Below are 26,254 nucleotides of genomic sequence, written 5' to 3'. Positions count from 1 at the left end.
CGTTCACTGAACATCGGGTTTGTTCCTTCCCAACACCTTGGAGACAAACTTGACTTCCGATGTGAACGAGCCGCAATGGCTCTCCCAGGCCCGATCGCTGTCGACAGCTGAGGTATCCGACGCTCTCGACTTCTTTAATTTGCCCGGTAGCGCTTTGGGCATTCGACCGATCGCGGGGCCGGCCAAGATCTTTGGTCAGGCCTTCACGGTTCGCTTCGCTGCGATCGACCACTCTCAACCAGGCACCGTGGGCGATTTCATCGACCGGCTGGAGCCAGACAGTGTCGCGGTGATGGACAACGGAGGCCGGCTGGATTGCACCGTTTGGGGTGGCATCCTGAGCCAGTTGGCCGCGCAGAAACGCATCGGTGGCACCGTCGTCAACGGGGTCTGCCGCGACACAGCAGAGGCCGACGAAGCGGGCTACCCGCTCTATGCCTGCGGCAAGTTCATGCGTACCGGCAAGGATCGTGTCCAGGTCGAGGCTTACGAGCAGCCGGTGATGCTGGGTGACGTTCGCGTGTGCCAGGGCGATCTGGTGATCGGCGACGCTGACGGCGTCGTGGTGGTGCCTCGTCTGCGCATGCAGGAAGTGCTGACCAAAGCCCTCGAAACGCGTGTCGTGGAGGCACAGATCTTGGAAGCCGCGCTAGATGGCATGCCATTGGTCGAAGCTCGGAAGAAGTATGGCTATCACACGCTGCAGCGGTCGGCGACGACCCTCGCGGCCTGAGCGGCTGGCGCTCACGGCGACATCAATCAAACGAACCGGAGACAACTTGTGAACACGACAATCAAACACTTCCGCTCAGCCGCACTAGGACTGGTGGCGGCTGCGGCCGCCTGCGGCGCCCTGGCGCAAGACGCGTACCCCTGCAAGGTGGTGAAGCTCGTCTCGCCCTATCCGCCCGGCGGCACAACAGACATCCTTGCGCGGCTGCTCGCGCCCGGCTTGGCGAAGGAACTCGCCACCACAGTCATCGTGGACAACAAGGGCGGCGCGAGCAGCAACATTGGCACCGAGTTCGTTTCAGCCGCTCCGCCGGACGGTTGCACACTGCTGCTGGGCAACAACACCGGGATCGTCATCAATCGCAACCTTTACAAGCTGCGTCTCGATCCGGTGAAGTCGCTCACGCCAGTCGTCGAGGTCGCTTCGGTGCCATTGGTGCTCTATGTCAATGCGGCCGAATCCGCAAAGACGGTTGACCAACTCAGTGCGGCGATCAAGGCTGCGCCCGGCAAGTACAGCTTTGCCTCCGGCGGTAGCGGCAGCCCGCAACACCTGATGGGAGAAATGCTGAAGCTCGAGATGAAGGTGGACATGACCCACATTCCCTACCGCGGCCAGGGGCCAGCGCTTCAGGACGTGATTTCCGGACAAGTGCCGGTTGCGTTTGAAACGACCACTGCAATCGCTTCGCAGTTGAGCGGCGGCGGGCGCATCCGGGCGCTTGCTACGACCGGCAGCGCGCGCTCGAAGAATCTTCCGAACGTGCCCACGATGAAGGAGCTCGGCTATGACAACTTCGTGGTCGAGAACTGGTACGGCATCTTCGCGCCTGCCAAGACACCGGCGGCGCTGACCGAGCGCTTGAACCGCGACCTGGTCAAAGTCCTCAAGAGCCCGGAAGTGTCGAAGAGTCTCGCCGACATGGGCTCCCGAGACGTCGCGGGAAGTGCCGAGCAGTTCAACCAGTTCATCGCCAAGGAACTTCCTTACTGGGAATCGCTGGTGAAGCGCTCTGGTGCAAAGGTCGACTGATCGGTACCCACTTTTGCACCGGCTGCGCTTGCGCAGCCGGTGCGTCCATCCATCCCAATACTTGCTGGAGATCTCTTGGCTACGTCCGAACAAATCACTCAGCTGCGCGACCTCGGCGCAGCGACCGTCTATGAGGCGCAAGGCGCCAAGGGCGCGCTCGACCACGGCATGAAGCCCATCGATCCGACGATGCGACTCGCCGGCCCCGCCTTCACCGTCGACTGCCGGCCAGCGGACAACCTGATGCTGCACTATGCGGTGCAGAAGGCGAAGCCGGGCGATGTGCTCGTGGTCGATGCCAAGGGGTTCATGGAAGCCGGGCCTTGGGGCGACGTCCTTACGATCCAGGCCCAGAAGATTGGCGTCGCCGGCCTCGTCATCAATGGCTGCGTGCGCGACGCCAACCTCATCATCGAACTGGGTTTTCCCGTGTTCTGCCGCGGCTTGTCGATCAAGGGAACCGGCAAGAATCAACCCGGAAAGATCAACGTTCCCATCACCATCGGGGACGTGCTCATCCACCCCGGCGACATCATCGTCGGCGATCGCGACGGTCTGGCAGTGGTTCCCAAAGACGAAGTCGAATCGGCGATCGCCAGCAGCCTGGCGCGCGAGGAAAAGGAGGCTGGGCAACGCCGGGCCATCGAAGAGGGGGCGATGACTGCCGACTTGCTCAACCTGACGGACACGCTCAAGCGCTTTGGGCTTGTTTGACGGAGCAGCCTGTCCGGCGTGGCGACGTGCGCTATAACCTCGCCGTGATTTGTGGCATCGAATTCTCAGCACTCTTGCCGCTCAAGTACCGCTTTGCAATAGATACCGGCCTTTGCAGACCGGTGCGCGATTGACCGGTCATGGCCGCGAGCACCAGTTCGCGGCCGTGCCTGGCAGCAGACCTTCGGCGTGATCGCCCGGTTGGCCAAGGACTGCTATCGGCGCGCTTGGCGAACAGGCAGTCCCGGCCAAGACCGGTCTCTCAGCGCAAGAATCTCGATGTCCGGTGATCTCCGCTAAGCAGTCGCTGGATTGGGCATCCCGTTCTGCTGGTAGGTGCCGCCGGCAGCGCACGCGCGAATTGCAAGGCATCGATCAGGCATCAAGGTCAATCGCACCCTCTGGATGCTTGCCGAAGAGATGAAGCGCCTGAAGGCCTGAGCGTGAATTGCGGGGCCCGAGGTCCTCGCCTCCGGCCTCCATCACTGCCGCCTCGGCACTGGCGGCGCTGCGCCCTTTCAAGTGCATGCGCCTGGACCGAAATTCGGACAGCGCGGACATGCATAATTTTGATGATGCAGACCGATTGACAGGAGGCTATCTTCGACGTGCGATACGAGGCATCTCCATCATCGGCAGCGAGGAGGTTCGCATGTGGACGAAAAACATTCTCAATCGGCGCCCACGTCAAATGAGAAGCCGGCGAATGGCCGGTTCGATCGCGTTCGCTGTCTTGTTGTCGGTTGCCTTGTCCAACGCGCATGCGGGACGCGAAGAATTAACCATTGACGACACTGCAAATGGACTGTTCAAAGTCGACAACAAGTCGCTTGGGTTGATAAATATCAAAGCCCAAAACCGCACGAGAAATCTCAAACTCAATTGCGAGGCCCTTTCCATTCGCGACGGCAGCGACGACAAATGGATGAGGCTCACGCTTAAAACAGATCCGAAGCTTCCTGGTATCGATTTCACCAAGACTCTTGGTGTCGATAACGCTTCGAAGATACAAACAGGAGATCTCACGGCGGTTGTGCCTTCCAATCAACGTGTTGAAATCCGTATTGATCACGTCAACAACAACTCGGCGGCGATGGAACTGAATTGTCGCGTGGTGCTTCAATGAAGAGGCGCTCGCCTTATTTGGCGATTGGAGGACGGCATGCGAAATGCAATTCAAACTCTCCTCGAGGCAGCTACCGTTTCATTTGCCTTTGCAATGAGTTCCCACGCGGCTTTTGACGACTTCGGTAAGCCTGAACCAGGGAAAAGTACTGGCATCCTAACTGGCTCTCCGATGTCGCAAGCGGATGAGCAGAGGCTTCGCAGACGCATTCCCATTGATTCAGATGCAGCGACAGCGGATGGAGGCGGAGGCCGTCAGCGGGAAACCATCTATCAGCAGCCGTTTCCGACGCCATGTTCAAAATTGGACGGTTTGACCTGGCGGACCGGACCTCAATATTTTGAGATCTATCTGGATCACGACCAAGCGGAGTCAAAGATCAGAGAGGGGATCGCCAATTGTGGGAAGGCGTCCGTGGGCACTGGCCTGGCCACGGCTTATCTCACCGGAGGAAACGTCGATGCGGCCGCCAAGGCATTTTTTGCTACGTACAAGGTTTGCTTGGTGGCATACACCAAAGATCACTATGCGGAAGTGGTGTCCGCAGACACCAGATGTGCCTATTGACTAGGCACCCCTCACCTCGCCGGTGAGTTAGCCGATTCTTGAATGCGGGACAGGTGTGTCGCCACCTCGCGTTGCAGGTGCCGCGCGCTCCAATTTTCCATTGACCCAGTTTTGCTATCTGTAGCGCATAGGATATGTTCAGCATGTCGTGAATTTGAAGACGAAGGAGCGACGCATGGCTGAAGCCATTGAAACACCAACACCGATAGTGCCGCCGCCCGCTGTGAAACCGCCGGATGCCGAGGAAAGCACGTTCGGAGCAATCCTGGATTACCTTCGAAGCCAGCCGGGAAAGCACGTGCGCAAGTTCCTGCTTTGGGTAGTTGGCGTACTCATAGCAACTTTGAGTGCAGGCTTTGGTGTTGGCCTCTGGACATCAAACCTTCTTCATGCCAATGAGACCGCAGGGCTCAAGAGTGATCTGAATGTAAAAGTCACGGAGTATGAACGGAAGCTCCAGGCGGAGCGCGACGAGCACGAGCGGAAGATCCAAACGGAGCGTGACCAGCACAAACAAGAGCTGGCCACGGCGAAGCAGTGCAAAGAGTGGAAGCAAGAGGCGGACGGCTACGCCGCACGCACCCGCGTGCTCGGTGTGGAGCGAATAGCCGCCGCGCAAGCGGGCTATCCTCAGTCGATCACGCGAACGGCCACCGTTGACCTCCAGCTCAAGGAAGTCGACACCAAGATGATCACAGTGAAAGCGTTGCTTGAAGGGTGCAAGCGATAGGACATGTCGAGCAGACCCCAACGCAAGCAGCGGCAAGCATCTAGGACGGCCTCACTGCATATGCCGACTTTGAGCCTCAGACCGCTCGCTGGCGGAAACCTGCCGTTCTCTCTGGATTGCGAGAAGTCTGCAACGGTTTAGGGTTGTCCGATACCTGCCCGTGCGGCGTGACAGCGTTGAGCGCGCCAACGGCCTGAGGGCAGGTGTTGGACAAGCCTCCATGGAGGAAACCGCGGAATGCGCCACTGAGGCCTGAGAAGGCTACGAGGCTATGGGGATTCGGGCGGCGTGAATCGAGGTGGTACTGGGGAGGCGACTCAAGAAATCGACAGATGGCGTCATTGAGGCGCTGCGGATCGATGCCGGCACGTTGAGTCGCCCAGCGACGCGACCGGCGACAAGGCCGTCGGCCGGTGCGGGGGCAGGACCGCCCCGCATCCAGGCTCGGACGGATGGCTGATGCAGATGTGTACTCATGGTGCCCAAGCCTGTTGAGGCGGCGCGCGTATGGGCTGACCGCGAGCGAAGGTCTGCAAGACGATCATCGGCGCGCCGCAGTGTGGGCAGAAGAAGCTCGGTCGCGCCGATTCGACCTCGGCATCAGAGGCCGACGTTCGGGCAACGGCATCGTCTTGCTGCAGCAGCAACTCGCGAATGCGTGTGAGGCTGGAGGTTCGGTTGCCGTTGGCCAGCAGCCCGTAGTGGCGGATGCGATGGAACCCACTCGGCAGGACGTGCAGAAGGAAGCGACGCATGAACTCGTCGGCATCGAGCGTCATCGTCTTGTGGCGAGTCCGGCCCTTGGCGCGGTAATCCTTCCAGCGGAATGTGACGCCTCGCTCGTCCATGGCTAGAAGTCGGCTGTTCGAGATCGCGACGCGGTGGGTATAGCGCGACAGATAGGCCAGCACCGATTCGGGGCCAGCGAACGGGCGCTTGGCGTAGACGACCCATTCGCACTTGCGCAGTGGCGCGAGCCAGTCGGCGAACACCTTTGCGTCAGCGAGCGCTGTGTCCTCGCCGAAGAAATGCAGGCGGCCGGCGTCGTGAGCGTGCTCGAGCGCTTCAAGGAAGCGGCGCCGGAACAGCCGCGACAGCACGCGCACCGACAAGAAGAAGCCGGGCTTGCACGCGACCCAGTGCTCCCCGTCCGGCGACAGGCCACCGCCCGGCATGATGCCGTGCACATGGGGATGATGCGTCAGCGCCGATCCCCAGGTGTGTAGCACCAGGGTCGCACCGATGCTGGCACCCAGATGCTTCGGATCCGCCGCGATGGTCATCAGGGTCTCGGCGGCCACGTCAAAGAGCAACGCGTAGATCTCTGCCTTGTTGTAGTAGGCGATGGCGCTGATCGGCGCGGGCAAGGTGAAGACGACGTGGTAGTAGTCCACCGGCAGCAGATCGGCTTGACGCGCCTCGAGCCAGCGTTGCGCTGCGCTGGCCTGGCACTTCGGGCAGTGCCGGTTGCGGCAGGAGTTGTAGGCGATCTGGTCGAGCCCGCAGCCTTCGCAACGCAACACGTGGCCTCCCAGCGCCGCGCTGCGGCACTGTTCAATGGCCGACATCACCTTGAGCTGGCCCAGGCTCAGATGCCCACGCTGCGCCTTGCGCCAGCCGGGACCGTGGATGCGGAAGATGTCAGCGACTTCCAGGGCGCAATGCGCCACGGAGATGCTCTACGCGTGTTCAAGCCTCTCCAGCGGGCTGACCACTTCGTGCAGGATCTCGGTGGCCACGTGCGTGTAGACCGATGTCGTCTCCAGCTTCTTGTGCCCCAGCATCACCTGGATCACCCGGATGTCGACCTTCTGCTCCAGCAGGTGCGTGGCAAACGTGTGGCGCAGCGTGTGCATCGTCACACGCTTGTCGATCTTGGCTGCCTCGGCGGCGTCGTGAACGGCGCGGTTGAGCTGGCGCGCGGTCAACGGGTCGACCGGGTTCATGCCGGGAAACAGCCAGCCGTTGGGCAGCATCTTGCCCTTCGCGTTGGCGTATCGCCACCAGTCGCGCAGCCGCTTGAGCAGCACCGGCGACAGCATGGCGTAGCGATCCTTGTGGCCCTTACCCTGTTCGACGCGCAAGGTCATGCGTTGGCTGTCGATGTCGCCGACCTTCAGCGCAACGATCTCGCTGACACGCAGTCCTGTGCCGTAGGCGATGGACAATGCCGTCTGGTACTTCAAGTTGGAGGCCCCGGCGATCAGGCGTGCGACTTCATCGCGACTCAGAACCACCGGCATCTTCTGGGGCACATGCACGTAGCTCATCCTGGCCATCAGTTCGCCACGGTCGAGCGTGACGTCGAAGAAGAACTTCAAGCCGGTGATGGTCGCATTGAGCGTGACCGGCGAGACGCCTCGATCGACCATGTGCAACTGGAAGCACCGCAGATCCTCTGCGGTGGCCGTGTCGGGGGAGCGTTGAAGGAAGCCGGCGAGGTACCGAACCGCGCGAACGTAGGCAGCCTGGGTCTTGGGTCCGAGCTTGTGCATGCGCATATCGTCGAGCATGCGCTGACGCAGCGGAGAAACCGCTGGTGTCGAAGGGGTCATGATCGTGCTCCTGTCAAAGAACGAGGCCGATTGCCTCGCTCCTCAACATAGACAGGGGCGCAATGTTTGCCATTACCGTAGCCTCAGCGGCGGGCTACCGCGAATACGAAGGGACTTCCCACCCTCCAGCAACCGTGTCGAAGCACCAAGATTGGGTTGCGACTCTCAATCTGAAACAGAAAGGGGAAGCCCATGAACGAGACTACAGGAGTACGGATAGCGCGGGTAGGTGTTGACCTTGCCAAGCAAGTGATTCAGGTCCACGCGGTGGATGCGTCCGGCCGGCGCGTGGTGGCGCGGGCGTTCAAGCGCGAGCAGTTCTTCGCCTGGTGCACGCAACTGCCCGCGGGTTGCGTGGTGGCGATGGAAGCATGCTCGAGCGCGCACCACTGGGGCCGCAAGCTGCGCGCGCAGGGGTTGGAACCGCGGCTGATCGCGGCCCACTTCGTCACCCCGTATCGCATGGAAGGCAAAGGCGGCAAGAACGACGCCACGGACGCCGCGGCGATCTGCGAGGCGGCGTCGCGACCGAGCATGCGCTTCGTGCCGGTCAAGACCTGCGAGCAGCAGGGCGTGATGAGCCTGCACCGGGTGCGCGAAGGGTTGAAGGAAGAGCGCACCGCCTGCATAAACCAGATCCGCGGTGTGCTGACGGAGTTTGGCCTGGTGTTCGGCAAGAGTCCCAAGGTCTTGCGTGCCGTTCTGGCCGACATCATCGAAGATGCTAGTAATGAGCTCAGCACAACGGCGCGCCTGGTGCTGCAGCGCGCGTTCGAGCACTGGCGCGAACTCGACGAGCACATGCGCTGGTGCGACCGGCAGGTCGGGCAACACGTGCGATCCAACCCAGCGGCCAAGCGCGCGGCCAAGGTCATCGGAATAGGCGAACTCGGTGCGTCAGCGCTGACGGCCGGCGTGGGTGACTTCACGCAGTTCAAGAGCGGCCACCAGTTCGGCGCTTGGCTGGGCGTGGTGCCGCGCCAGGCATCCAGTGGCGGCACGATCCGCCTGGGGCGCATCACCAAGCGCGGCGATGACTACCTGCGCACGCTGCTGATCCAGGGTGCCAAGGCCGCGGTGATGAGCGCCGACAAACGCGACGACCCGATCTCGCGGTGGTTGGCGCAGCTGACGGCGCGCGTGGGCTGGCAGAAGGCCTGCGTGGCCATGGCCAATAAGAACGCTCGCATCCTGTGGGCGGTAATGACCCGCGAAGATGGCTTCGACTCCAAACACGTCAGCATCAAACCACAGGCCAAGCAGCCGGACCGGCAACCCGTCGCAGACCCGGCATCGATCTCCGCTGCGTGCGTGGCCTGAAGCCCGCTGTGAATCACGGCACCCGATCAACTCCACAACAAGGTCAACCCCTTCCTCCTTCCAGCTAAGACGTGCTCTCGAAGATGCGTTTGACAGGTCAGACCGGCAGCTGGCGAACTCGGTAAACCGTGCGTGGCGGCAATCGCGCCCAACCCCGTACCGCGAATGGAGTCCGGCTGAGCGGTTCGTATCTGGGCCCGCGCCACGATGCGCAACAAGGCCGTTTGTAGATGTGCAGTCTGTTCTCTGTCGCACCGCACCTTCACCTGCCGCACGGCGCCGAACGAGGGAGTCAATCGAAAGCAACACCGAACTCACCGAACGGCCGCTGATCAAGGAAGAACAGCCAAAATCCAAACAACTCCGCTTGACTCTGCGGGAAGTCCTTGTAGAGCGGTTTAGTCCTCGGGCCCTGAACGCCAGTTTGCTGTATGCCGAAGCGGCCGTTCAACGCAATTTCGTTGGCCGCTGCATCGGACCTGCTACCGAAGTCAGATTCCGAGGTTCAGCAGTCGTACATCGGGCGAGGTGTCGAGGTGTCGAGGTGGCGAATTCAGCTTAGCTGGCTGCCGCCGTTCGCTTTGAAAACTCGAACAGCCGCGACCAGTCGGGATGAGTCATTCGGGGGAATCGCGCTGCCCGCCTCCTCGGCCCTGCACGGATCGCCCTGAGTTTCAGCTTTTCGATGGCTCCAACCTCGCAACCTCGGATAGGGGTCCATAAACCGGGGTTACCGCGCATCCACAGCTACTCCCGCCCTCCTCCGCTTTGAGGCAGTTGTTCAGCGGGAGCCGTCGTTCGCAGCGCGCCGATCTGTGACTCAGATCGGCCAGGTCCTGACGCTCACGAACGACCGCTCTACGGAAGTTCAACCGATGGGGCGCCGTCCGGCTCGCGATCTGGCGGTCAGCGCCCTGGCTCAGTCGCAGATCTCGTAGGGGTCGTCCACAGGATGGCCGGCTAGAAAATCATGGATGTGGTCAGGCAGTCGTCACCGAAGACGTTCTTAGCTGCGCTCGCCGGCCACGATCTCGTAAGGTCGATTCCCGGGATCGATCGCACGAAGATGGGCTGGATGACCCGGCCCACTGCTCGCAGCCCCGCCTCCAGGTCGGCCATCTCGTCCGGGTCGAAGCATTCGCAGGGGTCCTTACCCTGCACGATGCGGCGCAAAGCCAGGGTGAGGCTGACAGGTGTGGGCATGGCGCCTCCGGTGTGGATGAAACCATGCTCCCGGGGAGCAATCCGCGTTCAAGGGCGCGCCCCCTTGCCCCGCTGCCAGGGGACAATCAGCGTCCAGAACGCCTCAAGCGAGCGGGCGACAGACTATCCGTCATGGAGCGGCCCCGATACAGGCGAGCGTCTACAGTACGAGAGGCGCTCTGGCACGAGACGGAGAACTAGGGAGATCGGATGAGGATTGCACGCCTTGCGAAGGCCCACGGCTATCGCATTTTTCGGGACTTCAGCTGGCCGGCGACGGGCCTTCACGACTTCAGCCGCTACAACGTCATCTACGGATGGAACGGTGCGGGGAAGACCTCGCTGTCCACCATCTTCCGGCACCTCCAGCGCAAGCAGCCGCTTTCCGAGGGCCAGGTGCAAGTGCTCGTCGACCAGGCGATCGTCAACGGCGCTGACTTCGGCACCGCGCCCCTGCCCGCGTTGCGCGTCTTCAAACGGGATACGGTCGACCGCAGCGTCTTCGAGTCCGCCGGCCAGCAACTGCCGCCCGTGTTCTTCCTCGGGGAGGACGGCGTCGAGAAGCAAAAGCAGATCGAACAGCTCACGATCCAGCTGAACACGGCGCTGGAACAGGCGGTCGAGCATCGCGGGGACGAGGCCACCGCCAGCACGGCTTTCGAGTCGTTCTGCTCCGAAGAAGCCAAGGGCATCAAGAACCTGCTGACGGTCGCCGGCGGTGGACCGTACAACAACTACAACGCTGCCAACTTCAAGGCGGACGTCGCGAGCCTCGCCCAGGCCAACCCCGAGCCTGCCATGCTGTCGGAAACCGACCGGAGGAAGCACCTCGACGCGAGGAACGCCGCCATCATGGACACCGTCGAGGAGCCATCGGTGGGTTTTCCCGATCTTGTTGATCTGACCAACAAGACGCGAGCGGCGCTTGAGCGCTCCGTCGTGTCAAAGGTGGTGGATCGCCTGGCAGCCAACCCGAGCCTTGCCACCTGGGTTGGCTCCGGCCTGACCCTACACACCGGGGAGAACGCGACCGACACCTGCGAGTTCTGCGGCGGCCCGTTGAAGCCCGAACGCGTCGAGCAGCTTGAAGATCACTTCAACGACGAGTTCAAGCGATTCCAGTCAGAGCTTGGCCAGTTGATCGCCGAGGTCCAGAAGGCCCAAGCGTTTCAGAAATCGCTGGAGATCCCGCCCAAGGAGGCGCTTTACGCCAACCTGCGCACCGCCTACGACGAGGCGCTCAAGTCCCTCAACAGCCAGGCGAGCATGATGTCGTCGGCGCTGGATGTCCTGCTTCGAGCACTGCACGCCAAGCGGGATGAGCCTTTCAAGAGCATGGAGCTGATGCCGTTCATCAGCAGCCACAAGCCTGATGACGCACCGGCCAGCGGGTGGGAAACGCTCTTCCGCGGCCTGTACACCGGCATGGCGGTCGTCGACGCGGCGCTCGGGCAAACCGCGTTCGCGAAACTCAGCGAGTTGATCACCGAGCACAACCGCCAGACCGCGAACTTCGAGACCATCGTCGCCAACGCGAGAAAGTCGCTGGCCCGCGATGAGCTGCTCCGCGCCCTGCCCGACTGGAGGACGAGATCCACCGCGGCCTCCACCGCGACTGCCGATCAGAAGACTGCGACGGATACCGCCAATGACCTCAAAAGGCAGATCGCCGCGCTGGAGCAACAGGTGCGCCAGCACCGGCGGCCCGCCGAGGAGCTGAACAAGGAACTGGCCTCGTACCTCGGGCGCGACGAACTGCGCTTCGATGTGGAGCAGAACGGCTACAAGATCATGCGCGGCGACCAGCCCGCGCTGCACCTGAGCGACGGCGAGCGTACGTCCATCGCGTTCCTGTATTTCCTGAAATCCCTGAAGGACACCGACTTCGATCTGGAGAACGGCGTCGTTGTCATCGATGACCCCGTCTCCAGCCTCGATGCGAACTCCCTCTTCAGCGCGTTCGGCTACATGAAGGCCCGGACGGCTGCGGCGGGCCAGCTGTTCGTCCTGACCCACAACTTCACGTTCTTCCGTCAAGTCCGGCTCTGGTTCGACAAGCTGCCGCAGCAGAACAAGAAGGATGCCGCGCTCCACCCCGCGAGGTTCTACATGTTGTCCACGGAGGTGAAGGACGGCACGCGCGGCGCGAAGCTCTCCGAGCTGGATCCCCTGCTCAAGGGCTACGAGTCCGAGTACCACTACCTCTTCAAGCATCTGCAGGAGGAGTCCAAGAAGCCCAACGCGCCGGCGCTGGAGGCGTACTACGCGCTGCCCAACATGGCCCGACGCCTGCTTGAGGCGTTCCTCGCCTTCCGGGTTCCTCACCAGACCGGCGACCTCTACAAGCAGCTCGACGCCGTCGACCACGACAACGCCGCCAAGACGCGCATCCTGCGGTTCCTGCACGCCTTCTCGCACCTGGACCAGATCGCGGATCCGGAGCACAACCCGTCGATGCTGGCCGAGACGCCGTCGGTGCTCAGGGATCTGTTTGCCCTGATCGAGCACAGTGACGCTGCTCACTTCAAGAGTATGAACGACCTCGTCGCGAGCGCATGAGGCGCCCACCGTGGTCGTTGGCGCCCAAGGGACAATCAGAATTCCGAACGACCCAAGTGAGCGGATGACCGACCAGCAGACCCGGAACAACCACTACGTCCCGCAGTGGTACCAACGCGGCTTCCTCGCCCCGGGCCAGTCTCGTCTCTTCCACCTCAACTTCGATCCGGACCGCAAGACGCTGCCTGATGGCCGCCAGGTCCCGCGCAAGGCGCTCCACGAATGGGGCCCTGTGAATTGCTTCGTGGAGTACGACCTGTACTCCACGCACTTCGGCTCGATCGTCAACGACGACATCGAGAAGCACCTGTTCGGCGCCATCGATGACCAAGGTGCCAAGGCGGTGCTCGCCTTCGCGAAGGGCGATCACGCCGACGTCCACGACTCGTTCGAGGACTTCTTCGAGCACATGGCCGCGCAGAAGCTACGCACGCCCAAGGGGCTGGACTGGATCCGATCGTGCTACGGCAAGCTGGACCAGATCGACCTGATGGTGGAAATGCAGGCCCTGCGGACCATGCACTGCACGATGTGGGCCGAGGGCGTGCGGGAGGTCGTCTCGGCGGCTGACTCGGACGTGAAGTTCATCGTGACGGACCACCCGGTGACGGTCTACAACCCGCAGATCGATCCCACGGCGCCGGACTGCGCCTATCCGTTGGACCCGATGGTGGCGTCGCTTGGCACGCAGACCGTGTTCGTGCTGGACGCCAACACCTGCCTGATCTTCACGCACCTCGAATATGCCAAAGCGCCCGACCGGCAAGACCTGACGCGCCTTCGCACGAACGCCCGCCACCAGGGCATGGGCATGGTGCGCACGGACGCGTTCATCCGCGACCGTCGCCTGACCCGCGACGAGGTGATCGCGATCAACCACCTGCTCAAGTTGCGCGCGAAGCGCTGCATCGCGGCGGCCCACAAGGATTGGCTTTACCCTGAGCGGCGCTACCGCGGCACGTGGGCCGAGATCGCCCAGGTGCTGATGCCGAAGTCCGACCTCTGGCAGTTCGGCGGCGAGATCTTTGTCGGCTACAAGGATGGCAGCTCCGGGTACTGGGACGAACACGGCCGCACGTCCAAGGTCCACGAGTTCCTGACCCGCGAGTCGCCGCGCAAGAACATCGCGGCCAACGACTACTGCGGCTGCGGCAGTGCGTACGCCTTCAAGGACTGCTGCCAGCGCCTGCCCCTCGCCGGGCGCCCGCCGTGGGAGGTCTACGGCCTGCGCGAGCGCAACCTGATGTTCTGCAATGTCGTCACCGGCATCCTCGGCATGCAGGATGGTGCGACCTGGGATGACGTGCGCCGCACCCTGAGCGACGACCAGGTCCAGCGCATCAACGGCGCCTTCTCGTCCCTCTGGCCTGACGACACCGACCTCGCCGCGCTGCTGCCGCGTCCCCATCCCAAAAAGCTGCGCTCGGTCTTCCTCGGTCTGGCCGATCCACGCACGGTCGAAGCCGCGGTGCTGGGCTGGCTGCCATATGTCGATGAGATCGTGCTCGTGAACCCGTTCTTCGTGGCGCGGAACTTGAAGCCCGAGTTCAGCCCCATCGACTCGCCCGCCGGCCACAAGATGCAGACGCTCAAGAACGTTCTGCTGCTGTTCAAGCTGGAGCCGTACATCCGTGCCGGCCTCGTCCATTGGGTGCCGGATCCCGGCGAGGTCTGCGCCCCTCTCGGCCAGCACGTAAGGCAAGTGTTGACCCGCCGCACCGCCGGGTGGAAGCCGCCCGAGGGCGGCCTGCACCAACGGCTCAAGCTCGCCGAGGACGAGGGTCGCCGGATGATCCGGATGCTGCCGCGAGACTCCCTGCGCCGCCACATTGCCAAGCACGCACCCGACGCTGGCGACGCGATGGTGGATCAGATGGTCGCGTACTTCCGGCGCCAGGCCGAGGCCGACCCATACCTACTTCTGCAGCCGCTGCCCGTGGGAGAAGCCGGTGCGCAGCACCAGATCTACAAGGGCCTGAACCTGGAGTCCGCGCTCTACCTGGCCACTTTGACCGGATCGGTGATCCACGTCGATACCGACGCTCACTGGGAACAGCTGCTGATGGACGCACAGCCCGCAGGCGCGGCGTCACAGCACGGCTGGGCGCCCGTTCGACAGGCCCTGGCGGCGATCACCTTCCCGGTGGACCTGAATCCGGTCCGCGTGGCTGAGCGGTTAACCGAGCGAGAGCTGCCGCCCATCAATGCGCTGCTGCGACGCCTGGCTGATTCGGTCGCGTCCCCGGGAAAAGGCGCCACACCCCAAGCCCTGGCCACGCAGCTGCGGCAGGCCCGCGGCAAGGCTGAGCGCAAGGATCCCGCTATCGACGACAACAACCTGCTCACAGCGCGGTTGGAGCTGCATGTGCCGCCGGCGGGCTTCTTCCGCCACGAGGTGCAGCGGCTGCTGGTGATGTTCGCGGGCGCGACCCGGCCCCGTTCGGTGCCGTATGCGCTGCGCCTCGTGTTCGATGAAGCCGACGACGCAGATGCTCCGGAGCCGGCCAGTGGAGCTGGCGGAATCCCCGCCCCACACGCAGCGTTGCGCCGATAAAGTCGAGACCGCAGCCCGCCTTGAATTGCGTGTGTACTGTCATTTCTACGGCGCGCATCAGCGCGAGCTAATCTCTGAACGGCAGGTTTTAGGCGTCCAGTGCATGCAACCCGAGGGGTGGAATGGGCCCATCAGCGACAGCCACCGTTTCCAAGCGACCGGCCGCAACCCCAGATACATTGCTCGACCGGCTTTGCGCCTGCTGCGCCTGCCTACGGCAGCGAGGGAGCGCTAGGGGCGTTCTGCTGATTGAGCGACCGGCGCTGGCGGTGCCCCGGAGGCCTGCCTGTCACGGCCAGCAGAACTGCTGAACGCTCGTGGGCAGAACAATGGAAATTGGCCGGCACCGTTCTGCGCCAAATTCCCACGCACGTAGCCGGGAGAGGGGGAACACTCTTGATGTGCGGTCCGATATGGACAGCCTGGTCCGCACTTACAGGAGTTGAAGATGGCAGACGATCCCAAGAAGACAGGCCTCGACCGCAAGCTGATTTCCTTGTCCGAGCCGCACGAGATCCAAAGCTGGACCCGATCGCTGGGTTGCACCGCCGAGGAGCTCAAGGAAGCTGTGCGCGCCGTTGGCAACAGTGCCGAGGCGGTGCGAGCGCACCTCAAGAAGAAGTAGTCCGGAGGCCAGCATGCCCCGCCCCCGCCTCCCACAGGCATTCGAGGACGACAAGGCGCGGCTGATCGCATCCTTGAAACCAGCCGCCAAGCCGGCCGGTGGAACCGCAGCGGGCGGATCTGCCCCTCGCGCGAAAGTGAGCGCCAAAGGGAACGCCGCTGCCAAGACTGCGACGCCAGCGCGGGCGAAGAAGTCATCGTGATTGTCCTGACGCTTTTCAACGGATGGCTCCGGGTGCTCGCCTACTGCCGCACGAGGGGGCTGGGCTCATGAGCTCAAAGGCAGCTCGGCGCGAGTACCTCGATGCGGTCGCCGAAATCGAGCGCGCGTGCCTGGCTCTCTCTGAACGGATGGCCTCCATCACCGATCCAACTGGACCTGGACCGATGCCCTTGTTGTCCCCCTTCGGGCCACGCAAACCAGCCAAGCGTGCGCGGCCTGCCAGCGCGCCGCTCGACATGGCCAGGCGTGCACCGTAAATTTCCGCATGGCCCGCGAAGCTCGTCTCGATCCGCTCGACAAATACTGGTCGAAGCGCGACTTCGCGGTCACCTCCGAACCTCGTGGCGAACACGCACCCCGAAAAGGCAAGGCGCTTTCCTTCGTCATTCAGAAACACGCGGCGAGCCGGCTGCACTACGACTTCCGGCTTGAACTGGATGGCGTCCTGCTCTCCTGGGCCGTTCCCAGGGGGCCGAGCTTCGACCCGGCCGACAAGCGCATGGCGATCCATGTCGAGGATCACCCGCTGTCCTATGGGTCGTTTGAGGGCACCATTCCGCCCAAACAGTATGGCGCCGGCACGGTCATCGTCTGGGACAACGGCACCTGGGAGCCCTTGGGCGACCCGCGGGAAGGCCTTCAGAAGGGAAAGCTCCTCTTCAATCTCCGCGGCCAGAAGCTGGCCGGCCTGTGGGAGCTCGTCAAGATCGCCAAGGGCGGCGAAAAGCAGGAGCCCTGGATCCTGTTCAAGAAGCGCGACGCCTTCGCGCGGCCGAAGGCCGACTTCGACGTCGTCTCGGCCCTTCCCGACAGCGTGATCGCCAAACCGCTGCGCGCGGCACCGGCGCAGCCCAAGGTCGCGGTGGCGCGCGGCGCCAAGCGAGCCCGCCCCACCGACGACAGCGTGCCAGGCGCAGTGAAGGCACCCCTCCCCGCCAAGATCAGCCCGCAGCTTGCGACCTTGGCGACCGGCGTGCCGGCGGCCGGCCAGTGGCTTTACGAGATCAAGTTCGACGGCTACCGGATCATGACCCGCATCGACAACGGCGAGGCGACGCTCGTGACGCGCGGCGGCCACGACTGGTCGGCCAAGATGCCCGGCCTGGTGCGCGAACTGGAAAGCCTCGGGCTCAAGTCGAGCTGGCTGGACGGCGAGATCGTGGTGCTCGACGAGAAGGGCCTTCCCAGCTTCAACGCATTGCAGAAAGCCTTCGACCGCGGCGCGGGCAATGCCCAGATCGTCTACTTCGTGTTCGATGTGCCTTATTTCGAAGGCCACGACCTGCGTGAAGCCCCGCTGGTGTCGCGCCGGCAATTGCTCAAGGCGCTGCTCGACGAGAAGGCCACGGATCATGTCCGCTTCAGCGCCGCCTTCGAAGCCGATGCGGCGTCGGTGTTGAGTTCGGCCTGCCGCATGAACCTCGAAGGCGTGATCGCCAAGCGCGCCGATGCGCCCTACGCCTCGCGGCGCACCGAGACCTGGCTGAAGCTCAAGTGCCAGCAGCGACAGGAGTTCGTGGTGGCCGGCTACACCGACCGTTCGGACGGCACGCCGCAAGTCGGCAGCCTGCTGCTGGGCGTGCATGCGCCGGACGGCACCCTGGTGTCGGTCGGCAGCGTGGGCACCGGGTGGGATACGGAGGAGGCTGCGGCGTTGAAGCGCAAGCTCGCCAAGATCGAGATTCCCAAGCCGCCTTTCCCCGCCGGCGCGGGCAAGCCGGGCCGCTGGTCCAAACGCGCGCCCGGCGCCGAGCGGTGGGTGGAGCCGCGCGTCGTTGCGGAGGTCGCCTTCGCGGAATGGACGCCCGATGGGCAGATCCGGCATGCGTCCTATGTATCGCTGCGCACCGACAAGCCCGCCAGCGCGATCGTGCGCGAGACGGCCAAGACGCTCACGGATGCAGGCCCCGTGAAGACGGCCGGCACGACGGCCACCGGGGGCATCAAGGTCAGCAACGCCGACCGCGTGATCGACCCCAGCTCGGGCCTCACCAAGCTCGACCTGGTGCGCTACTACGAGTCGGTCGCGGACTGGATCCTGCCGCATTTGAAGAACCGGCCGTGTTCGCTGGTGCGCGGCCCGACCGGCGTGACGGGCGAACTCTTCTTCCAGAAGCACGACGAGAAGATCAGCATCCCCGGGATCAAGGAGCTGGACCCCAAGCTGTGGCCGGGTCATGGTGCTCTGCTCGAGGTCGGGACCGCGCAGGCGCTTGCCTCGGCGGCGCAGATGAACGTCATCGAATTCCACACCTGGAACTCCACTGCGAAAAACATCGACAAGCCGGATCGCATGATCTTCGACCTCGACCCCGGCGAAGGCACCTCCTGGCAGCATGTCCAGGAGGCGGCGATCCTGGTGCGGACGCTTTTGACGGAGCTGGGGCTGCAGGCCTGGCTGAAGACCAGCGGCGGCAAGGGCCTGCACGTCGTGGTGCCGATTGCGCCGCGCTTCAACTACGAAGCGGTCAAGGGCTTCTCGCAGGCGGTGGTGCAGCATCTCGCGCGCACGATCCCTGCGCGTTTTGTGGCCAAGAGCGGGCCATCGAATCGGGTCGGGAGGTTGTTTGTCGACTTCCTGCGCAACGGGCACGGCGCCACCACGGCAGCCGCGTTTTCTGCTCGGGCGCGCCCCGGGCTCGGCGTGTCGATGCCCGTGGCTTGGGATGACCTGACCAAACTGAAGAGCGGTGCGCAATGGACCATCGCGACTGCGCGGGAGCACCTGTCGTTTCAGTCGACGGACCCATGGGCCGACTATTGGACTACGCGCCAGCCGCTGACTGCCGCGATGAAGATGATCGGATTCACGCCGGCGAAGTAGCGGCACCCGATCCGGTCCGGCCTAAAGCTCCTTCAACACCTCCGCACCTGGCGCAGTCATGCTGGGCGAGAACTCAACGACCTCGGCGCGGGCGCAGCCGCTCTTGATGAACGGGTCCTGCGCCAGGATGGCTTCGAGCGCGCTGCGGTCGCCAGAGCGGGCGAGGATCACGCCGCCGCTGCGCGGCACTTGGCGCCCCGACGCGATGAAGAGCCCGCTCTTGTAGTGCTTCTTCAACCAGACGACGTGCTTCGCCATCAGCGCATCAATCTCCTCCAGGGGACGGATGTAGGTCAGGCTGATGATGAACATGGGCCTGCTCAGAAAAGCGGTGGCTCGACCGGCCCCGACTCACTGGGCGTCGTCTTCACCTTGGGCGCTTTGGGCTCCTTCAGCGGCGGCGCCTCGGCCACCATCGCAAGTCGCTCGGCAGGGAACTGCATCAGGAAATCCATCGAGCGCTCCGGGGGCGCATCGAGCCACTCGCCGTACCACGCTTCCGGCAAGATTGCGACCATGCGCTTGTCCTGCTTTTCCGGCGGGCGCTTCAAGTCGGGCCTGTGCATCAGCTTGAACAGCGGGTGCGCGTCGGCGTTGATCGTGAGCATGGTGAAGCTCAGCTCCCACTCCGCGGTTTCCGGGTTCTTCCAGGGTGACCACAGCCCGGCCACCCCCAGCGTCTCATCGTTTGCCGCGGTGAACCGTGTCGGGATGAACTTGCCCGTACGCCAGTCCGGCTCGTAGATCGCCTCGCAGGGCACGATGCAGTGCCTCGGCCTGGCCCAGGCATTCTTGAAGCTCGCCAGCTCGCGGACCGTCTCGCTGCGCGCGTTGTACGTCTTCAGGCCGAACTTGGCATCCTTGGCGAAACCGGGCAACAACCCGAAGTGCCCCTCGACCACCTCGAAATCAGGTATCGCCTCGTCGCCCGATTCGCGCTCGGGCGGCCGCCGGATGAAAGGCGCCATCTGCGTCGGGTAGATGTGCAGGCCGCCCGGCGGCGGCTCCCAACTCGGCGGCAGTTGGATGCCGAAGTGTTTCGCGATCTGCTTGCGGCGCTTCTCGGCCTGGTAGTGGCTGCACATCCCGCGCATTCTGCTGGAGTCCCGCTGTAGGCGCCGCCCTCCGACTCAGCCATCCGCCGAGTCCCCCGCGGTTTAACGTCGGCCGGCCGGGTAGCAAGACGTGCGAACGCGGGCCGGCCGGTCGACCGCCTCCGCATTTAATTCCGACCTCGTTCAGGGGCCAAGCCATCACACCGTGAATTTGACGCATACTGGATACCCATACAGTATTTTGGAGCCCGTGATGGCCGCCCTTCTGGAGTGGGCCGACGACGATGCGCCGGCCCCGCCGCCCCGTCCTTCAAAGCCCGTCCTGCGTCCAGGCGAGCTTCCCGCCTCTGTCGAGGCCGCGATCTGGCGCGGCGACCAACTGGGCTCGCCGGTCACGCGCGTGGTCGCCAGCGGCTATCCGGCCTTGGACGCCGAACTTCCAGGTGGCGGCTGGCCCGCTCGCTCCCTCACCGAGGTGCTCCAGGCACAGCCGACGGTGCTCGAGTGGCGGCTCCTGGCGCCGGCCATGCGCCAGGTGATCGCGAAGGGTGAAGACATCGTCATCGTCGGCCCCCCGAAGGCCCCGCACCTGCCCGGCCTGCGCGACGAAGGCATCGACGAGCGCCGTCTGGTCTGGATCCAGGCGTCGACCCCGGCGGAGCGGCTGTGGGTCACCGAGCAACTGGTGAAGGCCAACGCGGCCGGCATGGTCGTGTCTTGGCTCCCTCAGGCTCGCCAGGAACAGATTCGACGGCTGCAGGTGTGTTCGCAGAGCTGTGACAGCCCGGTGTTCCTGTGCCGTCCGGCGACCGCGGAGCATGAACCGTCCGCGGCTCCCCTGCGGGTGCAGGTCAGCGTGGGCGTGGACTGGGAACTTCGGGTCCACCTGTTGAAGCGCAAGGGCGGTGTCCATGACGGTGTGCTGCACCTCCCCTCGATTCCGCGCGGCCTTGCACCCCTCATCACGCCCCGGCTGTCGAAGCCGAGCGTGCTCCTGGCCGCGCGCAAGCCGCGCGCCACCCCAGCAGAGACTTCCCATGCTCTGGGCAGCGCTACTTCCCGGCCGTCCACTCACCGACTCCCAGCGCATTGAAGCCATTCGCGGGCTGTCGATCTGGTGCCTCCAGTTCACACCGCGCGTCAGCGTCATCGACGCGCCTTCGCTGTCTTCGGCGGTCGTGATGGAGCTCGAGGCGAGCGTGCGCCTGTTCGGGGGCAAGCGAAAGCTCGTGGAGCGGGTGAAGGTGGAAACGCAAGAGCTGGGCGTGAGGCAGCTCGCCTGGGCCCCGACCAGCCTGGCGGCGGTGGCCCTGGCCCGCAATGGGCAATCGAACGGGTTCGCCAAACCGCTCGAGGCGCTGCTCGACGACTTGCCCGTGGAGGTGCTGGCACCGGTCGCAGCGCATGCCGCCATCCTCGCGCGCGTGGGGTGCCAGACGCTGGGGCAGGTGCGCGCCCTCCCCCGCGGCGGGCTGAGCCGACGCTTCGACAAGGAACTGGTGGGCGCGCTCGACCAAGCCTATGGCCTGAAGCCCGAAGCGCACGCCTGGGCCACCCTCCCCGACCGCTTCGAAGCCAAGCTCGAACTGATGTCGCGCATCGAACTCGCGCCGGCGATGCTGTTCGGTGCGCGTCGGCTGCTTTTGCAGCTCTGCGCCTGGCTGGCGGCGAGGCGCTCCGGGGTCACCGCCTTCACCCTGAAATGGTGTCACGACGCCATGCGGGCCAAATCGGCCGGGGATGGGGGCGAGCTCACGGTTCGAACCGCGGAGCCGACCAGGAACATCGAGCACCTGAGCAGGCTCCTGGCCGAAAACCTCGCCAAGGTCGAACTGCTCGCGCCCGTCGGCGACCTGGCCATGACCGCGGACGACGTGCGCCCGCTCGAAGAGTCCAGCTTTTCCTTTCTGCCGGAGACCTTGCCCGACGGTGAGGGGCTCGCGCTGGTGCTCGAACGAATCGCCGCGAGGCTCGGCCCCGAGAGGGTGCTCCGGCCGGTCGTGGCCGAAGACCATCGCCCGGAGTGGATGTGCCACTGGCAACCCGCGCCGGACAAGCGGCCAAGGCAGGTGGCCCGCAGCCTGGATTGCCCACAGCCCACCTTCATCCTGCCCAAGCCGCTGCGCCTGGCGTCACGGGAGTCCCATCCGCTGTACCAGGGGCCGCTGCAGCTGCTGGCGGGTCCCCACCGCATCGAATACGGCTGGTTCGACCGCGTGGGCGACCGGCCCTGTGACCGGCAAGGCGACGCGGCACCCCCGACGTCCTCAGGCACGCGACACGTTGCACGGGACTACTTTGTCGCGCTGAGCGAGCACGCCGGCGTGCTCTGGATCTTCCAGACGCGTCTCGCCAACGAGGAAAGCGCCTGGTTCCTCCACGGCGTCTTCGCCTGAGCCATGGCCGCCCTCCCCGACTACGTCGAGCTGCGCTGCATCTCGAACTTCACGTTCCTTCGCGGTGCCAGCCAGCCGGACGAGCTGGTCGAGCGGGCGTCGAAGCTCGGGTACCAGGGCCTGGCCCTCACGGACGAGTGCAGCCTGGCGGGGATCGTTCGCGCCCACGTGGCGGCCAAGGAGCACGGCCTGAAGCTGCTCGTCGGAAGCCAGTTTCAGGTCGACTGCGAGCACCCGTTCACGCTCGTCGTGTACGCCTGCAACCTGAATGGCTACGGCAATCTTTGCGAGTTCATCACGAAATTGAGGCGCAGTTCCGAGAAGGGAAAGTACGAGCTGCCGTTCGACGACCTATCCGCCGCCGCGCTCGAGGACTGCGTCGTCGTCGCCTGCCCGAAACGGATGTCCTCGCCAGCGCAGCTCGAGGCGATCGGCCTCTGGTTGCTGGCCAACTTCAGAGGGCGATGCTGGCTCGGTGTGGACCTGCTGCGGTTCATTGACGATGAGATGTGGCTCTATCGGTTGCGGCAGGTCAGCGAACACACCGCCATTCCCCTGGTCGCCACCGGTGACGTGCAGTTCCACGTGCGATCCCGAAAGCCTCTGCACGACGTCCTCACGGCCACACGCGTGGGCCGGCCGTTGACCGAGTGCGGCCTGGACCTGCAGCCGAACGCGGAGCGGCACCTGCGAACCCGCCTTCGGCTGGCCCAGACTTACCCGGAGGATTTGCTGGCCGAGACGCTCCACGTCGCCGCGCGCTGCCAGTTCAGCCTGGAGGAGCTGCGCTACCAGTATCCCGATGAGGTCGTGCCGGAGGGCGAGACGGCATCTTCCTACCTGCGCCGACTGACCTACGAGGGCGCCGGGCGGCGCTGGCCCGAGGGAATGCCGGCCAAGGTGCAGCTTCAGATCGAGCACGAGCTCGACCTCATTGCCGACCTCCAGTACGAGCACTACTTCCTGACCGTCGCGGACATCGTCCAGTTCGCCCGTTCGCGCCATATCCTTTGCCAGGGCCGCGGCAGCGCCGCCAACAGCGTGGTCTGCTACTGCGTCGGCGTCACCGAGGTGGACCCCGCCCGCATGAGCGTCCTGTTCGAGCGGTTCATCTCCAAGGAGAGGAACGAGCCCCCGGACATCGACATCGATTTCGAGCACGAGCGCCGGGAAGAAGTCCTTCAGTACCTCTACCAGCGCTATGGGCGGGATCGGGCGGCGATCACCGGCGTCGTCATCAGCTATCGCCCGAAGAGCGCCATCCGTGACGTTGGGAAGGCCCTGGGCTTCGAGTTGGAGGTGGTGGAGCAGTTGGCGAAGGACCACAAGTGGTTCGACGGGAAAACCGTCATGCCGGAGCGGCTGGTCGAGATCGGGCTGTCGCTGGACGACCTGAAGGTTCGGCAGCTGATGCTGCTCACCGGTCAACTCCTCGGCTTCCCGCGTCACCTGAGCCAGCACACGGGGGGCTTCGTCCTCACGCGCGGGCCGCTGTCGCGCATGATCCCCATCGAGAACGCGAGCATGCGCGACCGGACCGTCCTCGAATGGGACAAGGATGACCTTGACGCGCTCGGGTTCCTGAAAGTGGACTGCCTGGCGCTGGGCATGCTCACCGCCATCCGCAAGTCGTTGGAGTTCATCGGCCTGCGCAAGGGCTACGACTTCGGGATGCAGGACATCCCTGCCGAAGACCCGGTCACCTACGAGATGATTTCGCGGGCGGACACGGTCGGGGTGTTCCAGATCGAAAGCCGCGCGCAGATGAGCATGCTGCCGCGACTGAAGCCGCAGTGCTTCTATGACCTGGTGGTCGAAGTCGCGCTGGTACGGCCAGGGCCGATCGTCGGGGGCATGGTGCATCCCTACCTGCGCCGGCGCCAGGGGTTGGAGCCTGTGAGCTACCCCAACGAGGCGCTGAAGGAAGCGCTGGGCCGCACGCTCGGTGTCCCGGTGTTCCAGGAACAGGTGATGCAGATCGCCATGATCGCAGCCGGATTCACGCCGGGCGAGGCGGACGGCTTGCGGCGCGCTATGGCCGCCTGGAAGCGCAAGGGCGGCCTCGAGCGCTACTACGCCAAGATCGTGGATGGGATGACCGCGCGTGGGTACGAGAAATCTTTCGCCGAGCAGATCTTCGAGCAGATCAAGGGGTTCTCCGAGTACGGATTCCCCGAGAGCCATGCGGCCTCATTCGCCCTGCTCGTCTACGCCAGCTGTTGGATCAAGTGCCACCATCCGGCCGAGTTCCTGGCCGCGATGCTCAACGCGCAGCCGCTCGGCTTCTACAGCCCGAGCCAACTCGTGCAGGACGCCAAGCGCCACGGCGTCGAGGTCCGCCCGGCCGACGTCCTGCACAGCGACCTCGACTGCACGCTCGAGAACCTGCCGCACCGGCCCGCAGTTCGCCTGGGGTTGCGGATGCTGTCGGGGCTTCGGTGGGAATCGGCCCAGCGGATCGTCGATGCCCGGCATGAAAGCCTGTTCGACAACGCTGAGGACCTCGCGCGACGGGCCGCGCTCGAACTCCACGAAATGAAGCTCCTGGCCGGCGCCGATGCATTGAGGAGCTTGAGCGGGCATCGCCGGAACGCGGTGTGGGACGCCTCCGCGCTACGCGCAACACCTCGCCTGCTTCGCGATGCCCCGGTGGACGAGGATCTTCTGGAGCTCCCTCCGGCGCCGGAGGGGGAGGAAATCATGTTCGACTATGCGGCGACAGGACTGACGCTGCGCCGGCATCCGCTGGCCCTGCTCCGCCCGGCGCTTGCGAAGCGGGGACTCATGGCGGCCGCAGACCTGCAGGACCTGCCCAATGGCGAGGACGTGAGCTACTGCGGCCTCGTGACCTTGCGCCAACAGCCGGACACGGCCAAGGGGGTCATCTTCGTCTCGCTGGAAGACGAGACCGGGGTGGTTCAGGTCATCGCGTGGAGGAGCTTGCGGGAGACGCAGCGCCAGGAATTGCTCAATGCGAGGCTTCTGGCTATTCATGGGACGTGGCAGCGCGAGGGCGAGCTTCGAAGCCTGATCGCGCATCGGCTTGAGGACCTGACGCCGATGCTCGGCAGGCTGCCGACCGTGTCGAGGGATTTTCACTGAGGATCCGCGGGCTGGTCGCCCTTCCTGCCGCGCTTCTCCGACTTCTTCTGGGCCCTGTCGATCAGCAGTCTGACGCCCACGACGCTGGAGATCACCATCAAGCTGAGCATCAGACTGAGAATGAGCATCGCCATGTGGCGAAGCCTACGCCCAATCCTCGATGGGAACCAGCCACAAAACGGAGGCGCGACTTGCATCGCACGAGTGTCGTCTTCGTCGGGCACAGGCGTCGCCCCTTGTCCCGCGGCCCCAGGTCAAGCGCCCTCGCGAACGTGCGTGAAACGCTCACTCGACCGTTGCCGCCCCTCGCGGATCGACGGGCCGCGCCTCCCGCTCCAGATCCTGAACTGAGTTCCCCTGCCCCTGGCCTTCCAAAGGGTGACCAGATTGGCGACACGGAACTCACGCAAGCGCAGCGACGATTCAGCGATGCGACTGACGGTCTGCCTTTGCCCGCGAAGTCTTTCTCGCTACCTTGGTCGCGCGTTGTTCCTCGCGCAATGCATTGACGAAGTGTCCGTCGGGATAGTCATACAACCTGGCGTCGACACCCGCCTGCCGGGGCGAAACCCTATTTTCGTGGTTCTCCGTGCGACTCTCCAAGTAAGCCTGGACTGCTGATGCCCGGATGCGGCGATGTCGCCCGTCGATCATCACGACTTCGCCCAGCTTGCCTGTGTTGCAGAGCATCGATATGTAGACTCGGGAGGTCTCGAGCTTCGCGGCGGCCTGCGCCGTCGTCAGCCATTCATCCTGAATGGCAACTTGCGCCACTGCCAGGGGCGGCTGCGCACCACCCACCTCTTCATTGGCCAGCTCGGCGATCAGAGCCGGCCGCGCAAATCTGAACACGCCGCAAAGTGGATAGGCTGCTCCCATGGGCGAGGACAGAGCCCGGATGACAGGAGCAGACGACATGAGCAAAAGACCCCGCCGC

23 protein-coding genes are annotated in these 26,254 nt (G+C 64.3%); 14 read left to right on the top strand and 9 right to left on the bottom strand.

Translation table 11 applies throughout. The features are described 5' to 3' along the window. Positions 1 to 49: 49 nt before the first annotated feature. The 3 genes from QZH52_RS21180 to QZH52_RS21170 all read left to right on the top strand — a co-directional run bounded on the left by QZH52_RS21180 (position 50) and on the right by QZH52_RS21170 (position 2,479). Positions 50 to 733 carry an RraA family protein gene (locus tag QZH52_RS21180; RefSeq protein WP_366919311.1) on the top strand — a complete coding sequence of 228 codons (684 nt, stop codon included), beginning with the start codon at positions 50 to 52 and terminating at the stop codon, positions 731 to 733. A 48-nt stretch (positions 734 to 781) separates the two neighbouring features. Continuing rightward, entirely contained in the window at positions 782 to 1,765 is a 984-nt protein-coding gene (locus tag QZH52_RS21175; RefSeq protein WP_301812573.1) for a Bug family tripartite tricarboxylate transporter substrate binding protein, read from the top strand. A 75-nt stretch (positions 1,766 to 1,840) separates the two neighbouring features. Beyond that, positions 1,841 to 2,479 carry a 4-carboxy-4-hydroxy-2-oxoadipate aldolase/oxaloacetate decarboxylase gene (locus tag QZH52_RS21170; protein WP_301812572.1) on the top strand — a complete coding sequence of 213 codons (639 nt, stop codon included), beginning with the start codon at positions 1,841 to 1,843 and terminating at the stop codon, positions 2,477 to 2,479. Between the two features lie 375 nt (positions 2,480 to 2,854). Here the strand turns inward: QZH52_RS21170 and QZH52_RS21165 are convergent, their stop codons facing one another. Beyond that, positions 2,855 to 3,040, bottom strand: coding sequence for a hypothetical protein (locus QZH52_RS21165; RefSeq protein ID WP_301812571.1), 186 nt, complete (start codon positions 3,038 to 3,040; stop codon positions 2,855 to 2,857). Positions 3,041 to 3,185: 145 nt separating this feature from the next. Here QZH52_RS21165 and QZH52_RS21160 point away from each other — a divergent pair, with 145 nt between their 5' ends. From QZH52_RS21160 to QZH52_RS21150, 3 genes are all read left to right on the top strand, one after another. Then, a complete protein-coding gene (locus QZH52_RS21160; protein ID WP_301812570.1) occupies positions 3,186 to 3,605 on the top strand; it encodes a hypothetical protein in 420 nt (139 codons plus the stop codon). A 36-nt stretch (positions 3,606 to 3,641) separates the two neighbouring features. Then, complete coding sequence (locus QZH52_RS21155; protein WP_301812569.1) at positions 3,642 to 4,172, top strand: hypothetical protein; 531 nt, start codon at positions 3,642 to 3,644, stop codon at positions 4,170 to 4,172. Between the two features lie 175 nt (positions 4,173 to 4,347). Next, complete coding sequence (locus QZH52_RS21150) at positions 4,348 to 4,902, top strand: hypothetical protein (protein ID WP_301812568.1); 555 nt, start codon at positions 4,348 to 4,350, stop codon at positions 4,900 to 4,902. 473 nt (positions 4,903 to 5,375) lie between these two features. Here the strand turns inward: QZH52_RS21150 and QZH52_RS21145 are convergent, their stop codons facing one another. Together QZH52_RS21145 and QZH52_RS21140 are read right to left on the bottom strand one after the other, a co-directional pair. Beyond that, positions 5,376 to 6,572 (bottom strand): IS91 family transposase, encoded by a 1,197-nt coding sequence (locus tag QZH52_RS21145; protein WP_436411616.1) that lies wholly within the window; start codon positions 6,570 to 6,572, stop codon positions 5,376 to 5,378. Between the two features lie 9 nt (positions 6,573 to 6,581). After that, entirely contained in the window at positions 6,582 to 7,457 is an 876-nt protein-coding gene (locus QZH52_RS21140; protein WP_301812567.1) for a tyrosine-type recombinase/integrase, read from the bottom strand. 192 nt (positions 7,458 to 7,649) lie between these two features. On the opposite strand from QZH52_RS21140, the gene QZH52_RS21135 reads away from it, so the two are divergent. After that, positions 7,650 to 8,777: an IS110 family RNA-guided transposase gene (locus QZH52_RS21135; RefSeq protein WP_301812566.1), complete on the top strand. Its 1,128-nt coding sequence runs from the start codon at positions 7,650 to 7,652 to the stop codon at positions 8,775 to 8,777. Between the two features lie 292 nt (positions 8,778 to 9,069). On the opposite strand, the gene QZH52_RS21130 is transcribed toward QZH52_RS21135, so the two are convergent. Both QZH52_RS21130 and QZH52_RS21125 read right to left on the bottom strand, forming a co-directional pair. Continuing rightward, entirely contained in the window at positions 9,070 to 9,228 is a 159-nt protein-coding gene (locus QZH52_RS21130) for a hypothetical protein (protein ID WP_301812565.1), read from the bottom strand. Between the two features lie 509 nt (positions 9,229 to 9,737). Beyond that, positions 9,738 to 9,980, bottom strand: coding sequence for a ParB N-terminal domain-containing protein (locus QZH52_RS21125; RefSeq protein WP_021009193.1), 243 nt, complete (start codon positions 9,978 to 9,980; stop codon positions 9,738 to 9,740). Between the two features lie 210 nt (positions 9,981 to 10,190). Between QZH52_RS21125 and QZH52_RS21120 the strand changes: the two genes are divergently transcribed. The 4 genes from QZH52_RS21120 (at position 10,191) to ligD (ending at position 18,764) form a co-directional block, all read left to right on the top strand. Continuing rightward, entirely contained in the window at positions 10,191 to 12,539 is a 2,349-nt protein-coding gene (locus QZH52_RS21120; protein ID WP_301812564.1) for an AAA family ATPase, read from the top strand. 64 nt (positions 12,540 to 12,603) lie between these two features. Then, a complete protein-coding gene (locus tag QZH52_RS21115; protein ID WP_301812563.1) occupies positions 12,604 to 15,093 on the top strand; it encodes a DUF4238 domain-containing protein in 2,490 nt (829 codons plus the stop codon). A 448-nt stretch (positions 15,094 to 15,541) separates the two neighbouring features. Then, positions 15,542 to 15,718 carry a DUF3606 domain-containing protein gene (locus QZH52_RS21110; protein WP_301812562.1) on the top strand — a complete coding sequence of 59 codons (177 nt, stop codon included), beginning with the start codon at positions 15,542 to 15,544 and terminating at the stop codon, positions 15,716 to 15,718. 487 nt (positions 15,719 to 16,205) lie between these two features. After that, positions 16,206 to 18,764 carry a DNA ligase D gene (gene ligD / locus QZH52_RS21105; RefSeq protein ID WP_301812561.1) on the top strand — a complete coding sequence of 853 codons (2,559 nt, stop codon included), beginning with the start codon at positions 16,206 to 16,208 and terminating at the stop codon, positions 18,762 to 18,764. 21 nt (positions 18,765 to 18,785) lie between these two features. Here the strand turns inward: ligD and QZH52_RS21100 are convergent, their stop codons facing one another. Together QZH52_RS21100 and QZH52_RS21095 are read right to left on the bottom strand one after the other, a co-directional pair. Beyond that, positions 18,786 to 19,076: a YciI family protein gene (locus tag QZH52_RS21100; RefSeq protein WP_301812560.1), complete on the bottom strand. Its 291-nt coding sequence runs from the start codon at positions 19,074 to 19,076 to the stop codon at positions 18,786 to 18,788. Positions 19,077 to 19,084: 8 nt separating this feature from the next. Continuing rightward, a complete protein-coding gene (locus tag QZH52_RS21095; RefSeq protein ID WP_301812559.1) occupies positions 19,085 to 19,849 on the bottom strand; it encodes an SOS response-associated peptidase in 765 nt (254 codons plus the stop codon). Positions 19,850 to 20,072: 223 nt separating this feature from the next. On the opposite strand from QZH52_RS21095, the gene imuA reads away from it, so the two are divergent. From imuA to QZH52_RS21080, 3 genes are read left to right on the top strand one after another with little or no spacing between them, the layout of a single operon-like run. Then, a complete protein-coding gene (gene imuA, locus QZH52_RS21090) occupies positions 20,073 to 20,912 on the top strand; it encodes a translesion DNA synthesis-associated protein ImuA (protein ID WP_301812558.1) in 840 nt (279 codons plus the stop codon). Next, entirely contained in the window at positions 20,857 to 22,215 is a 1,359-nt protein-coding gene (locus QZH52_RS21085) for a Y-family DNA polymerase (protein WP_301812557.1), read from the top strand. Before imuA ends, QZH52_RS21085 begins: the two co-directional genes overlap by 56 nt. Before the next feature lie 3 nt (positions 22,216 to 22,218). Next, positions 22,219 to 25,317 carry an error-prone DNA polymerase gene (locus tag QZH52_RS21080; protein WP_301812556.1) on the top strand — a complete coding sequence of 1,033 codons (3,099 nt, stop codon included), beginning with the start codon at positions 22,219 to 22,221 and terminating at the stop codon, positions 25,315 to 25,317. Here QZH52_RS21080 and QZH52_RS21075 read toward each other — a convergent pair. Together QZH52_RS21075 and QZH52_RS21070 are read right to left on the bottom strand one after the other, a co-directional pair. Next, on the bottom strand, positions 25,311 to 25,451 hold the full coding sequence (locus QZH52_RS21075) for a hypothetical protein (protein WP_301812555.1): 141 nt from the start codon (positions 25,449 to 25,451) through the stop codon (positions 25,311 to 25,313). The two genes, QZH52_RS21080 and QZH52_RS21075, sit on opposite strands and share 7 nt — an antisense overlap. Before the next feature lie 289 nt (positions 25,452 to 25,740). Beyond that, the coding region (locus QZH52_RS21070) for a helix-turn-helix domain-containing protein (protein ID WP_301812554.1) at positions 25,741 to 26,254 on the bottom strand (514 nt) is incomplete at its 5' end.

It is taken from the genome of Variovorax ginsengisoli, assembly GCF_030486595.1.
In the GTDB taxonomy this organism is placed as follows: Bacteria; Pseudomonadota; Gammaproteobacteria; order Burkholderiales; family Burkholderiaceae_C; genus Variovorax; species Variovorax ginsengisoli_B.
This window is presented reverse-complemented; position numbering and strand designations above follow the sequence as displayed.

What these genes read in the sequence shown, in the direction of transcription:
- imuA (WP_301812558.1), top strand. Translation starts at nt 20,073, where the DNA reads ATGGCCGCCCTTCTGGAGTGGGCCGACGACGATGCGCCGGCCCCGCCG.
- QZH52_RS21075 (WP_301812555.1), bottom strand. Translation starts at nt 25,451, where the DNA reads ATGGCGATGCTCATTCTCAGTCTGATGCTCAGCTTGATGGTGATCTCC.
- QZH52_RS21080 (WP_301812556.1), top strand. Translation starts at nt 22,219, where the DNA reads ATGGCCGCCCTCCCCGACTACGTCGAGCTGCGCTGCATCTCGAACTTC.
- QZH52_RS21085 (WP_301812557.1), top strand. Translation starts at nt 20,857, where the DNA reads ATGCTCTGGGCAGCGCTACTTCCCGGCCGTCCACTCACCGACTCCCAG.
- QZH52_RS21160 (WP_301812570.1), top strand. Translation starts at nt 3,186, where the DNA reads ATGGCCGGTTCGATCGCGTTCGCTGTCTTGTTGTCGGTTGCCTTGTCC.
- QZH52_RS21115 (WP_301812563.1), top strand. Translation starts at nt 12,604, where the DNA reads ATGACCGACCAGCAGACCCGGAACAACCACTACGTCCCGCAGTGGTAC.
- QZH52_RS21120 (WP_301812564.1), top strand. Translation starts at nt 10,191, where the DNA reads ATGAGGATTGCACGCCTTGCGAAGGCCCACGGCTATCGCATTTTTCGG.
- ligD (WP_301812561.1), top strand. Translation starts at nt 16,206, where the DNA reads ATGGCCCGCGAAGCTCGTCTCGATCCGCTCGACAAATACTGGTCGAAG.
- QZH52_RS21110 (WP_301812562.1), top strand. Translation starts at nt 15,542, where the DNA reads ATGGCAGACGATCCCAAGAAGACAGGCCTCGACCGCAAGCTGATTTCC.
- QZH52_RS21165 (WP_301812571.1), bottom strand. Translation starts at nt 3,040, where the DNA reads ATGTCCGCGCTGTCCGAATTTCGGTCCAGGCGCATGCACTTGAAAGGG.
- QZH52_RS21135 (WP_301812566.1), top strand. Translation starts at nt 7,650, where the DNA reads ATGAACGAGACTACAGGAGTACGGATAGCGCGGGTAGGTGTTGACCTT.
- QZH52_RS21125 (WP_021009193.1), bottom strand. Translation starts at nt 9,980, where the DNA reads ATGCCCACACCTGTCAGCCTCACCCTGGCTTTGCGCCGCATCGTGCAG.
- QZH52_RS21100 (WP_301812560.1), bottom strand. Translation starts at nt 19,076, where the DNA reads ATGTTCATCATCAGCCTGACCTACATCCGTCCCCTGGAGGAGATTGAT.
- QZH52_RS21095 (WP_301812559.1), bottom strand. Translation starts at nt 19,849, where the DNA reads ATGTGCAGCCACTACCAGGCCGAGAAGCGCCGCAAGCAGATCGCGAAA.
- QZH52_RS21140 (WP_301812567.1), bottom strand. Translation starts at nt 7,457, where the DNA reads ATGACCCCTTCGACACCAGCGGTTTCTCCGCTGCGTCAGCGCATGCTC.
- QZH52_RS21150 (WP_301812568.1), top strand. Translation starts at nt 4,348, where the DNA reads ATGGCTGAAGCCATTGAAACACCAACACCGATAGTGCCGCCGCCCGCT.
- QZH52_RS21155 (WP_301812569.1), top strand. Translation starts at nt 3,642, where the DNA reads ATGCGAAATGCAATTCAAACTCTCCTCGAGGCAGCTACCGTTTCATTT.